At 69.5% G+C, this 12295-nt stretch carries 11 protein-coding genes; 6 read left to right on the top strand and 5 right to left on the bottom strand.

What is annotated here, in order from left to right; all coding sequences use genetic code 11:
• The first annotated feature begins 161 nt into the window (after positions 1–161).
• From P1K31_RS17050 to P1K31_RS17065, 4 genes are all read left to right on the top strand, one after another.
• The gene (locus tag P1K31_RS17050; protein ID WP_276306516.1) at positions 162–1508 is read left to right on the top strand and encodes a phenylacetate--CoA ligase family protein; all 1347 of its coding nucleotides are present in this window, start codon (positions 162–164) and stop codon (positions 1506–1508) included.
• A 9-nt stretch (positions 1509–1517) separates the two neighbouring features.
• The gene (locus tag P1K31_RS17055) at positions 1518–2690 is read left to right on the top strand and encodes a CaiB/BaiF CoA transferase family protein (RefSeq protein WP_276306517.1); all 1173 of its coding nucleotides are present in this window, start codon (positions 1518–1520) and stop codon (positions 2688–2690) included.
• Between the two features lie 131 nt (positions 2691–2821).
• Entirely contained in the window at positions 2822–3268 is a 447-nt protein-coding gene (locus tag P1K31_RS17060) for a Zn-ribbon domain-containing OB-fold protein (protein WP_276306518.1), read from the top strand.
• On the top strand, positions 3261–4436 hold the full coding sequence (locus P1K31_RS17065; protein WP_276306519.1) for a thiolase C-terminal domain-containing protein: 1176 nt from the start codon (positions 3261–3263) through the stop codon (positions 4434–4436). Before P1K31_RS17060 ends, P1K31_RS17065 begins: the two co-directional genes overlap by 8 nt.
• A gap of 43 nt (positions 4437–4479) precedes the next feature.
• Here the strand turns inward: P1K31_RS17065 and P1K31_RS17070 are convergent, their stop codons facing one another.
• Genes P1K31_RS17070 through P1K31_RS17080 form a run of 3 tightly spaced genes read right to left on the bottom strand, consistent with a single transcriptional unit; the run spans position 4480 to position 7058 of the window.
• Complete coding sequence (locus P1K31_RS17070; protein WP_276306520.1) at positions 4480–5046, bottom strand: GNAT family N-acetyltransferase; 567 nt, start codon at positions 5044–5046, stop codon at positions 4480–4482.
• A gap of 48 nt (positions 5047–5094) precedes the next feature.
• Positions 5095–5823 (bottom strand): SDR family oxidoreductase, encoded by a 729-nt coding sequence (locus tag P1K31_RS17075; protein ID WP_276306521.1) that lies wholly within the window; start codon positions 5821–5823, stop codon positions 5095–5097.
• Positions 5820–7058 (bottom strand): phenylacetate--CoA ligase family protein, encoded by a 1239-nt coding sequence (locus P1K31_RS17080; protein WP_276306522.1) that lies wholly within the window; start codon positions 7056–7058, stop codon positions 5820–5822. Before P1K31_RS17080 ends, P1K31_RS17075 begins: the two co-directional genes overlap by 4 nt.
• A 167-nt stretch (positions 7059–7225) precedes the next feature.
• Between P1K31_RS17080 and P1K31_RS17085 the strand changes: the two genes are divergently transcribed.
• The gene (locus tag P1K31_RS17085; protein WP_276306523.1) at positions 7226–8116 is read left to right on the top strand and encodes a type I 3-dehydroquinate dehydratase; all 891 of its coding nucleotides are present in this window, start codon (positions 7226–7228) and stop codon (positions 8114–8116) included.
• 88 nt (positions 8117–8204) lie between these two features.
• On the opposite strand, the gene P1K31_RS17090 is transcribed toward P1K31_RS17085, so the two are convergent.
• Positions 8205–9794: a TCP-1/cpn60 chaperonin family protein gene (locus tag P1K31_RS17090; protein WP_276306524.1), complete on the bottom strand. Its 1590-nt coding sequence runs from the start codon at positions 9792–9794 to the stop codon at positions 8205–8207.
• 67 nt (positions 9795–9861) lie between these two features.
• Positions 9862–10995, bottom strand: coding sequence for an acyl-CoA dehydrogenase family protein (locus P1K31_RS17095; RefSeq protein ID WP_276306525.1), 1134 nt, complete (start codon positions 10993–10995; stop codon positions 9862–9864).
• A gap of 89 nt (positions 10996–11084) precedes the next feature.
• On the opposite strand from P1K31_RS17095, the gene P1K31_RS17100 reads away from it, so the two are divergent.
• Positions 11085–12293: an acyl-CoA dehydrogenase family protein gene (locus tag P1K31_RS17100; protein ID WP_276306526.1), complete on the top strand. Its 1209-nt coding sequence runs from the start codon at positions 11085–11087 to the stop codon at positions 12291–12293.
• Positions 12294–12295: the final 2 nt, after the last annotated feature.

Here is a 12295-nt window from a genome sequence, read left to right on the forward strand (position 1 = left end):
ATATCGTCGACGGGCCGCCCCGATCGCGGCCCGCGGCGCGAACCGGCCGACCGCACGCGGCGGAACCGTCGTCCAGTCCCTCGGTTTCGGGCGCCGTCGGCCGCGAACCGTGTCACGCCCTCCCAAATCTTTAATAGCGTACTGACTGACTCCCGCCTGTTATGGTAGCGTCGCACGCCACGGACGCGTTCAATGCCGAGCGTGAGTTCATGGACCGGGCGGAGATAGCGGACCGGCAGGAGCGGATGCTCCGGGAAAAGGTGAGACACGCGTACGAGAACACGGAGCACTACCGCGAGCGGTTCGACGAGGAGGGGATCGACCCGTCGGACGTCAGGACGATAGACGACTACCAGCGGCTCGTCCCCACGATGCTCAAGGAAGACGTCAGGGGGAAACGCTCGGTCGAGGATCCGTTCGGGGGGTTCCTGGCCGTCGACCGGGACGAACTCGACTACCTCCACACCTCGACGGGGACGACGGGGACGCCGACGTTCATGCCCGTCCGCGAGGAGGAGGTCCGGGCCGGCGGGGAGTTGCTCGCGCGGACGCTCTACCCGCACGGACTCGAGTCGGGCGACGTCGCGCTCAACGCCGGGCTCTACTACCACCTCTACAGTCGGATGATGGAGAGCGCCTACCGCGACCACCTGGACATGGTCCACTTCAACCGCGGCGGGCTCCCGTTCGAGGTGGAGGGCGACCTCGGCGAGGACGCCGAGCTGTGGGAGATGGCCGACCCCGCCGTCATCAACATGACCCACTCGTCGCTACAGAAGGCGACGACGCTCCTGCAGGAGCACGACGTCGACCCGGCCGAGGCGTTCCCGAGCCTCAGGGCCGTCGTCACGGCGGGCGCGGTCGTCACCGGGACCGCCCGGCGGCGGTTGGAGGAGTTCTGGGGCGTCCCGCTGGTCGAGCAGGGCGGCCCGACCGATCAGCTCGCGTTCGTCGGCACGTTCTGCGAGGAGCGTACCGAGGGGTGGGGTCACTTCTTCGAGGATCAGGGATTCAACGAGGTGCTCGACCTCGACACGCTCGAACCGGTCGCGGAGGGCGAGCGCGGCGAACACACCTACACCACGTTCCACCTCGACAGCACGCCGTACCTCCGCTGGCGCTCCGAGGACGCGGGCGTCCACGGCGGCTACGACTGTTCCTGCGGCCGCTGTCACATGCGGACGCAGATCCTCGGACGGACCGTCCAGGAGGTCAACGTCCGGGACCGTTCGGTGTTCCCCCGCGACTTCGAGGTGGTCCGGGACGAGCACGGCCACCCGGAGGCACCGTACCAGCTCGTCCGTCAGGCCAAGCAGCCACAGGATCTCCTCCGGGTGTTGTTTTCGGCGGACGTCTCCGACGAGAAACGGGCGGCCATCGCGGCGGACCTCGCCGAGAACCTCGGGCTCGACGACGACGCCGTCGAACTGGAGCACATCGAGCAGGACGACATCCCGATGAAGGGTCAGTGGAAGTACCGCCTCATCCGGGAGGAGGGAGAGGAGTAGGACGGTCCGATGGATCTCAGCGACTACACCGTCCTCGATCTGACGTGGCTGCTACCCGGGCCGTACGGGACGATGCTCCTGGCCGACATGGGTGCCGAGGTCGTCAAGGTCGAGGAGTCGACGCGGGGGGACTACGCCCGCTGGCTCGAACCCGAGGTCGAACCGACCGATTCGGGGGCGCTGTTCCACGCGGTCAACCGGAACAAGAAGAGCGTCACCATCGACCTGAAGGCCGACGAGGGGCGCGAGGCGTTCCTCCGGTTGGCCGCCGAGGCGGACGTGGTCTTCGAGCAGTTCCGGCCGGGGGTCGTCGACCGCCTCGGCGTCGGCTACGAAGACGTCCGCGAGGTCAACGAGGACATCGTCTACTGCTCGCTGTCGGGCTACGGACAGGACGGACCGTACAGCGATCGCGTCGGTCACGACGTGAACTACGTCGGCCTCGCCGGCCTCCTCCGCGAGACCGTCTCGAAGGACGGTCGCTTCCCCGCCCTCCCGTCCTACCAGATCGCGGATACGGTCGGCGGGCTGTTCAGCGCGTTCGCCATCGTCTCGGCGCTGCTCGACCGGGAGGCCGGCAACGGCGGCCAGTACCTCGACGTCTCGATGACCGACGTGGTCGCCTCGCTCGGGACCGGTCAGAGCTGGCGGGCGTTCATGCGCGAGGAACTCCCCGAGGAGGAGCGCTCGCTCGCCGGGATGCACGCCCCCTGCTACGACGTCTACGAGACCAGGGACGGCGAGTACGTCACCATCGCGGCCCGCGAGGATAAGTTCTGGGAGCAGTTGTTAGCGGAGATAGACCGCGAGGACCTGCTCGAATACCGGTTCGCGCGCGGCGAGGACGGCCAGTACGCGCGCGCCGAGCTCCAGTCGGAGTTCGAGAAGCGCACCCGCGAGGAGTGGGAGGAGTACCTCTCGGACGAGACGATGTTCGCCCCGGTCAACGAGTTCCACGAGGTGTTCGACCATCCGCAGATACGAGCCCGCGAGATGGTCGGCGAGATGGACGTCGGCGGCGGGGAGACGTTCTCCTACGTCGGCTTCCCGGCGAAGTCCTCGAAGGACGTCGAGGACATGCACTCGCCCGCCCCGGAGTTCGGCGAGCACACTCGCGAGGTCCTCTCCCGCGTGCTCTCCGAGGAGCGCATCGCCGAGCTCGAGGACCGCGAGGTCGTGTAACCCCGCCCTCCTTCCCTCGGCTCGGTCAACCTCTGTCTCCGCCCCGCGCACCGCGCTCCTCGGCCGACCGGGCAGCGAGCGACGGCCGCGGTGATCCAAACACTTAATCGCAGATGGATAGATGGTACCACATGGCAGGACGAGTACACCCCGCGTACGACGAGTCGTCGCGGCTCGTCGTGGACGGATCGATCCGCGTCGCCGAGGACGGTGCCCCCGCGCTCGTCGGCACGGAGTGCAACGACTGCGGGTTCGTGGTCTTCCCGAGGCGGTCGTTCTGTCGGAACTGTCTCTCGGAGACCGTCGCCGACGTCGACCTCTCGCGCGAGGGGGAACTGCGGACCTACACCGTCGCCCACACCGGACAGGAGGGGTTCGAACCGCCCTACGCGTTCGGTTTCGTCCACCTCCCGGAGGGGGTCAGGCTCTACTCGCTCATCGAGGGGTGGGAGTCGGCGACGATGGCGGTCGGGGCACCCGTGGAGCTGACGCTGGACGAGATCACGCGGGACCCGCGGACCGACGAGCCGCTGTTCGGCCACAAGTTCCGCCTCCTCGGGGGTGACGGCGATGACTGACGGGGAGGTCGCCGTCGTCGGCGTCGGCCAGTCCGACTTCGGTGAACTGGAGGGCCAGCGCGTGACCGACTTCGGGGGACGCGCCGTCAGGGAGGCGCTGCTCGCCTCCGGCCTCGACAGCGACGCGATCGAGGAGGCCTACGTCGGCAACGTCGCCAGCGCCGCCCAGCGACAGACGGGCGTCGTCGGCCAGGCGGTCCTCCGGGAGGTCGGCGTCACCGGCCTCCCGATCACGCGCGTCGAGAACGCCTGTGCGAGTTCGACCTGCGCGTTCCGGGAGGCCTACAGGACCATCAGGTCGGGGGAGCGCGACGTCGTACTCGCGCTCGGCGTCGAGAAGATGACCGGCGTCCCGACCGACGTCGCCCTGCGGGACATGAGCGGCGCCTCCGACGCGGAGGTCGAGGGACCGATGGGGATGACGTTCATGGGCGTCTACGGAATGCGCGCGAACGCCTACGCGGACCGCTTCGGCGACGTGCGCGAGGAACTGGCGGACATCGCGGTGAAGAACCACTCGAACGGGCTGGCGAACCCGCGCGCCCACCTCCACCTCGACGTCGACCGCGAGGACGTCCTCTCCTCGCGGATGATCGCGGACCCCATCCGGTTGCTGGACGCCTGTCCGATGTCCGACGGCGCGGCCGCGGCCGTCCTCGCCCGGGGGGAGGTGGCCGAACGGCTGGTCGATCAGCCGGTGTACGTCGACGCCGTCGAGGCGTCGAGCGGCCACTACCTCGACGGCGACCTCGAGTACTGGCGGGAGGAACTCGACGAGCGCGTCTCCCGACGGGCCTACCGGGAGGCAGGTATCGGCCCGGACGACCTGGACGTCGTGGAGGTCCACGACGCGGCGACGATCGGCGAGCTGATGCACTACGAGGGGCTCGGACTGGCGAGCCACGGCGAGGGAGCGTCGCTCGTCCGGAAGGGCGACGTGATGCTCGACGGCCGCATCCCGGTCAACCCCAGCGGCGGACTCAAGTCGCGCGGCCACCCCGTCGGCGCGACCGGCGTCGCGCAGGTGTGCGAACTCGTCTGGCAGCTCCGCGGCGAGGCCGGGAAGCGACAGGTCGACGGCGCTTCCATCGGGCTGGCGCAGAACTCGGGCGGCGCGCTCCTCGGCGAGGGGGGCGTCTCGACGGTCACCGTCCTCAGCGCGCGCTGAGGGCTGCTCCCCCGCCGTTCGCCGCCCCGCCGCCCCATCTACGTTACAGCCGAAGTTCCATCCTCGCGATGTGCGCGTCCGGCCCCTCGTCGAGCCAGCCGGGCTGGAGGAAGCTCGTCGTCTCGAACCCGAGTCGCCGGTAGAGGCGCAGGGCGGGGTCGTTCCAGCTTCCGACGGTCAGCCAGACGACCCGGACGCCGGCTCGGTACCCCTGCGCGAGGAGCCCCTCCACCAGCCGCGTCCCGACGCCCGCACCCTGATAGCGGGGCCGCACGAAGACGGCGAGTTCGTACTCCTCGCCCCCCGCGTCCGGGTCGGGGACGAGCATCGCGTGGCCGACCGCGGTCTCGCCGTGCCACGCGACCGTGTTCACGCCGTCGAGGACGTCACGGAGCCACTGTTCGGTGCGCGTGCGCGCTATCGGCGGGAGCCCCTGTGACTGGGTATCCCGCGGCCAGCCGTCGTACATCGAGCGGAGCGCCTCGAACTCGTCGTCGCCCGGTCCCCCCTCGTAGGGTGCGACGAGCACCTCGCGGGCGTCGCCGTCGGTGAACTCGAAGGGTGGAAGCGGGAAGTCGCCGGCCGCCGTCTCGACGTGCGTGGTGGACATGGCCGATCGGTACGGCCGGCGGGGAGGTAGGCGTTGTGTCGACTCGGATCAGTGGTAGACGACCGGGATCGTGTCCGGGGGCACGACGACGACCTCCGGGATGTACGCGCGCGCCGGGCGCGTGGCGAGGAACACGACGATGTCGGTAACGTCGTCGGGTTCGAGCCGGTCGATCTCCGCGATGTCGTCGGTCATCTCGGTCCTCACCTGGCCGGGGCAGACGGTGTGCACCCGAACGTCGCTGTCCTTCAGCTCCTTGGCGAGGGTGTTGGTCAGCCCCTGAATGCCGTGTTTCGACGCGCCGTAGGCGCTTGTGCCGGCGAACCCGATCTTCCCCGTGAGCGACCCCACGTTGACGATGGTCCCCTCGCCGCGTTCGAGCATCCCGCCGTTCAGCGCCTCGCGGGTGCAGCGGAACGTTCCGTTGAGGTTCACGTCGATCACGCGGGTCCACTCCTCGTCCGAGAGTTCCCACGTGTTCCCGTGGGCGGCGGTCCCGGCGTTGTTCACGAGGAGGTCGACCTGCCCGAAGCTCTCCCGAGCACGCTCGAAGAGCGTCCCTACGTCCTCCGTGGCGGTCACGTCCGCGGAAACCGCGATCGCCTCGCCGCCGCGCTCGCGGACGACGTCCGCGACGTTCGTTATCTCGTCCTCGCTCCGGGCCGCGAGGACGACGTTCGCGCCCTCGGCCGCCAGCCCGAGGGCGATATTCCGTCCGATGCCGCGACCGCCGCCCGTGACGACCGCCGTTCTCCCCTCCAGCTCAGTTCCGGTCATCGGTCGTCGACGACGACGCCGTCGGCGTCGGTCTCGAAGTCAGAGTCGATCGTCAGTTCGTCCACCGAGATGTTGAGGATGCGTCGGACCTCGCTCGCGAACGCCTCCCGATCGACCCCGTCGGGGTCGCCCGCGACCGTCAGCGCGACGTGGTCGGTCGTCCCCTCCGGACGGGTTAACCGGAGTTCCACGTTCTCGTAGTCGAGCGCGTCCACGCCGGCGACGTACATCGTGAGCTCGTCGGGGTACAGCTTCACCCCCTTCACCTTCTTCATGGTGTCGACGCGCCCGAACACGCCCTGCGGAAGGACGTAGTCGCCGTACTCCGACTCGCGCCTGTCGAGGACGGTCAGGTCACCCGTCCGGAACCGGAGTACCGGCGTCGAGTCGTCGCTGACGGTGGTGACCACGAGCTCTCCCTTCTCGCCCCGCTCGACGAGCTCGCCCGTCTCGGGGTCGATCACCTCCGGGAAGAGTAGATCGGTGAACACGTGCATTCCCGCCTCCTCGCGGGACTCGAAGCCGACGAAGCCCACCTCGCTCAGGCCGTAGTTGTCCACGACGGTCACGTCCCCGCCGTACGCCTCGCGGACCTGTTCGCGATAGCCCTCGATGGCCGTGAACGGCTCGCCGCCGCCGATGACGACCTCGACGCCGTCGAGGACCCCCTCCGCGGTGTTCGCGAGTTCGAGCGCGAAGCTCGGAAACCCGCTCACGACGGTGACGCCGTACCGCTCGATGACGTCGACCTGCTCCTCGGCGTCGCCCGGTCCCATCGGGATGTGGGTCGCGCCGATGGTCTCGGTCGCGCCGGCGATCGCCCACCCGAACGGGTACGGCATCATCCCCGCCGTGTTGAGCACCACGTCGTCCTCGGTGACGCCGACCGCGCGGTACGCCTCGGCGAGGCGTTCGTCGTCTCGCTCGACGTCGTCGCGGGTGGCGGGCACCGGCATCCGGTGGTCCATGTACGGGCTCGGGGTGAAGTTACACCGGAGGACGTCGCCGGCGTCGACGAGGCTCCCGAACGGCGGGTTCGCCTCGATGTCCGCGACGAGGTCGCCCGCGTCCATCGTCGGGAGCCGGCGGAACGCGTCGATGGAGTCGATGTCGTCCGGTTCGAGACCCGCCTCCTCGAACGCCTCCCGGTAGGGCCCACGCCGGTAGAGCCGACGAGCGGCGTCCCGAAGCGTCGCTATCACGTCGTCCGTCTCGTCGAGCGTCGCACGCGTCATAACCGTCCTCCGTATCGAATCAACGCAGGAAAAATGTTTGCCCGACCGTCGGGCCGAACCGCCGTGTCCTCGGCGGTGCCGTCCCTCGCGTCGGGGAGGGCATCGTCGACGGTACCGTCCGTCCGACCGCACAACGCTTTTTTACGTGGTCGGCCTGCTCTTCGGGGATGTCGAACACGAAACCGGCGTTCACCGAACTGGAGCGACCGTTCGTCTGCACGATGATCTCCGAACCCACGATCGACGCTGCCGCGAGCGTGATGAAACACTCCGAGTTCGAGGGGGCGGACGCGTTCATCGTCAACCTGATGGGCGACGGTCGGTTCGGGCTCGAGAGGCAGTACCTCAACGAGGACGACCTCGGCGAACTCTTCCGCAGTACCGCCCTTCCCGTCCTGGCGTGTTACTACCGGTGGCAGTACGACGGCGGACGCGTCCCCGAGACCGATCCCGAGCGGATGGAGATACTCCGCACGGCCGTTCGAGCGGGGGCGGACGCCGTCGACATGGTCGGGGACACCTTCGACCCGACCCCGGGACCGCCGGAGTTCTCGGACGAGGCGACGGAGTATTCCCTCGACGGGGACTCCCCGCCGAGGGAAGCCTTCGCCGACTCGGAGGCGGTAGAGCGCCAGCGCGAGGAGATCCGGGCGGTTCACGACCTCGGCGGGGAGGTGCAGATGACGGCGCACACGCGGGTCCACCTGACCCCGGACGAGGCCGTGGCGATCGGGACGCAGTTCGAAGAGCGGGGTGCGGACATGGTGAAGGTGGTCGGCGTGGACATGAGTTGGGACGACCTCGTAGACACGTTCCAGGCCGCCGTCAGGATGGATCGCGAACTCGACGTCCCGTTCGTGATGATGAGCCACGGCGAACACGGCGTGCTCGGACGCTACGTGACGCCGTTTCTCGGCTCCATGCTCTGCTTTACGCAACACGACTATCCGCCCGGCGGGTTCTACCTGCAACCGCTGACGACCAACGTGAGGGCCGTCTTCGACTCCGTCAAGAACACGACCCCCGTCAGAGAACCCGAAGGACAGAACTGGCTGTAAGCGATCGGCCGCATCGACCGTCGAAACTTCGAACATCGACGTTCGTAACGTCGGACGGGCGACGCGATACCGCCGGTCGCGGCGATCCCTACTCGACGGCGATGACCTCGTCGACGGGGATCGCGTACGTCGCGGCCTGCACGGCCGAGGAGACGGCCCCGCGCTTCACCCGGAGAGGGTCGAGCACGCCGGCAGCGCGGACGTCTCCGACGGCTGCCGGGCCGTCGTCCGCGTCGACCACGCCCGCCGTCTCCGCGGGGACGCGGGCTCGGAGGGTCGTCAACGCGTCGAGTTCGTCCAGCCCGGCGTTCCCCGCCAGCGTCCGCACCACGGCCTCGAACGCCGACGCGGCGCGCTCGAGAACGAGCGCCTCCCGGGTCGACGTCCGCGCAGCGGCGGATCGGAGCGCCCGCGCGACGCGGATCTCCGCGAACCCGCCACCGGGGACGACCGCGGGTTCGCGGACGGCCGCCGCCGTCGCCCGGAGCGCCGCCTCGAGGCCGCGCCCTACGTCCTCCGCGCCGGTCCACGTCCCGCCGCGCGTGAGGATGCTGTTCGCCGCCGCACCGCGGCACTCGCCGACGAGGGTGTACGCGAGCGGTCCGAACCGTCGCTCCTCGACGATCCCGGCGTGGCCGAGGTCGGCGGGCCCGAGGTCCCGGACGTCGCCGACGACGGTCGCACCCGTCGCCGCCGCGACGCTCTCGAGGATCCCCTCGGGCCTGGCCCGCCGGATCACGAGGACGCCCTCGCGGACGAGCGCGTTCGTGACGCGGTCGTCGATACCCTTCCGGGTCACGAGCACGTCGACCCCCGCGTCGAGCAGCGGTCGGACGAGGCGCTCGTGGACCGCGTCCTCGGCGCGGCGGAACGCCTCGAGGGTCTCGGGCGTCGAGGCCCTCAACCGTCGCCCCGTCTCCTCGTCGCCCCGAACGGTCTCGAGGTAGAGCTTCCGGTCGACCGTCGCCACGCGGGCGTCCCGGACCGACTTGCGGTCCGCGTTCTGCAGTTCCTTCTTCACGAGGACGCCGTCGAACCGCCGGGTCTCCCGGCGGGAGGGACCGGTCCGGGCGAACACGTGCGCGCGGTTCTCGGTGTCGAGCAGTAGTCCGCCCGACTCGGAGGGGCGGGCGTCCCGGGCGAGGGCGGCGAGCGTCTCCGTGACCAGCGGGGCGAACTCGGCCCCGTCGAGGAGCTTCGTCCGCACCTGCGCCGTCGCCACCGCCCGGAGGTGGTCGGTCGTCGGATCGGGATCGACCGGGACGGCGACGTCCGCCAGGGTCCGCTCGGCGATCACCCGCGCCCGGTCGAGTCCGGCGTGGACCGTCCGGGGGTGAAGTCCCGTCTCCGTCACGGCGTCGAGAGAGCCCGTAATCAGCCGGGAGGCGAGGAGGAGGCTCGTCACGACGCCGTCGCCACACCGGTCGCCCTGGCCGCTCGCGACGCCGTACAGCAGCCTCCCGATCGGGTGGTCGACCTCGACCGTCCGGAGGACCCTGAGGCAGTCGCGGGTCACGATCGCTCCGCCTTCCTTCGGGACGACGAGCTTGTACATCCCCCGCGGGCCGAGCATGGTTCCGGTCAGGTCGACGAACGAGTCCGCTGCGGCCCGGAAGTTCTCGCGCAGTTCGTCGCCCGAAAGGACGCTCCCCGTCGTCGGTGACCACTCGACAGCCATCGTACCGGGGAGCGGGTTCCACGGGGTTAACAGTTGCTGTGCCCCTCCCCCGGCTCGATTTCCCCTCTCACCGGAACGCGGACAGGTTCAGCAGGTCGCGCGCCACGATGAGCTTGTTTATCTGGGTGGTTCCCTCGGGGACGGTCAGCATCTTCGCGTCGCGGAAGTACCGCTCGACGTCGAGGTCGCGCGACAGTCCCATCGCGCCGTGGATTTGAACGGCGTTCGAGGCGACCTCGACGGCCATCTCGGTGGCGAACCACTTCGCCATCGCTCCCTCGGCGGCCGCTCGCTCGCCGGCGTCGAAGCGGTGGAGGGCCCGGTAGGCGAGCAGGCGCGCCGCGTCCACGTACGTCGCGCTGTCGGCGACGAGCCGCTGGACCAGCTGGTGCGCTCCGATGGGCTTGCCGAACTGCTCGCGTTCGCGGGCGTACTCGACGGCGGCGTCGAGCGCGTGCTGCGCGGTCTTGACGCCGAGCAGCGCCACGTTCGCGCGGCCGAGTTCGAACGACCGGTAGGTTCTGCCGAGGGCGTCACCGGGCGACCCGACGACGTGCTCCTCGGGAACGCGGACGTCGTCGAAGTAGAGCTGGCCCATGTGATCGTAGCGACGGCCGAGCATGTCGAGGCGCTCGCGGTCGAAGCCGTCGGCGTCGGTGTCGACCAGGAAGTGCGTCGCGCCGGCGTCGGTATCGGCGACGACGACGGCGACGTCGGCGATCTCGCCGTTCGAGATCCACGTCTTCGTCCCGTCGATGACCCACTCGTCGCCGTCGCGCTCGGCGGTCGTCGCTATCTCTCGCGGGTTCGATCCGACGTTCGGTTCGGAGATCCCCGCACAGCCGATCATCTCCCCGGTCAGCAGGGGCTCGAGGTACGTCTCCCTGACCGGATCGGAGCCGGCGGCGTGGACCATCCGCGCGGTCTCGCTCGTTATCATCGCGACGAGATCGACCTGCATCGGGAGCTGCTCGAACATGAGCGCCCAGGTGGTGTGATCGAGGGCCGCACCACCCACCTCCTCCGGGACGTCCCGACCGAGGACGCCCTGCTCCGAGAGTACCGACGCCACCCGTAGGACGTCGGGCTTCTCGAGCGGTTCGTCCTTCCCGTAGTCGTCCAGGATGGGATCGATGTCGCGCGCGACGGCGTCCCGTACACTCCTGACCAGCATCCGCTGCTCCTCCGATCGCTCGAACATGGTCGGTGATTTCCCGTGTGCGACATAAAGACAGGGGGCGACGCCCCCGGGGGGGTAACTTTACGTGAGCCTCCTCCGAGCGTCCACCCATGGAGTACCACGACTCCGAGCGAGCGAAGGAACTGGCTGCACGGGCGCGCGCGTTCGTCGACGAGGTCGTCATTCCCCGCGAGCGTGAACTGGAGGGGGGCGAGACGGTCGCGGCCGAGACGATCGCCGACCTCCGCGAGGAGGCCCGCGAACGGGACATCTACTGTCCGCAGATATCCGAGGCGTACGGCGGGATGGGCGAGGCGTTCCGCGATGTCCTCCCCGTATTCGAGGAGGCGGGGCGGTCGCTGCTGGGCGCGCCGGCGATGCGCGTCGACGCGCCGGACGAGGGCAACATGCACACGCTGGAGATCGCGGGCACGGAGGCCCAGAAGGACGAGTGGCTGAAGCCGCTGGTCGCCGGCGAGATTCGCTCCGCGTTCTCGATGACCGAACCCCGACAGGGCGGCGGCGCGGACCCGAAGTTGATCAGGACGACCGCCCGCAGGGAGGGCGACGAGTGGGTGATCGACGGCCACAAGTGGTGGATCACCAACGGCTCCGAGGCGGACTTCCTCATCACCCTCGCCCGGACTGACCCGGACGAACACCCGTACGAGGGCTGCTCGCTCATCGTCGTACCGGCGGGGACGCCCGGTCTCGAGATCGAACGCGACATCCCGCACATGGGCGACGACGTCACCTCGATGGTCCACTCGGAGGTGTTCTACGACGGCGTGCGCGTTCCCGCCGAGAACCTCCTCGGCGCGGAGGGCGCGGGGTTCTCCATCGCCCAGCAACGTCTCGGTCCCGCCCGGCTCACCCACTGCATGCGCTACTCCGGGATGGCCCAGCGCGCGCTCGGCGTGGCGAAGGCCTACACCAGCGATCGGGAGGCGTTCGGCGGGCGCGTCGCCGAGAAGCAGGGGCCGCGGTTCGCCGTCGCGGACGCCGAGACGAGGCTCCACGCCGCCCGAACGATGGTCCGCCACGCCGCCCGCCAGATATCGAGGGGCGAGCAGGCCCGCGTCGAGGTGTCGATGTGCAAGGTGTTCACCGCCAACGTCGTTCAGGACGCAATCGACACCGCGCTCCAGCTCTGCGGGGCGAGCGGCGTCGGCAAGGACCTCCCCATCGCCGACTTCTACGAGAACGTCCGCCAGTTCCGCATCGTCGACGGGCCCGACGAGGTCCACAGGCGCGTCATCGCCCGCGACGCATTCGAGGAGGTGGACGAGGCAGAACTGGAACGGCTCCCGCAGTTCTAGAT

Source organism: Halomarina halobia (assembly GCF_029338575.1).
Taxonomy (GTDB): domain Archaea; phylum Halobacteriota; class Halobacteria; order Halobacteriales; family Haloarculaceae; genus Halomarina; species Halomarina halobia.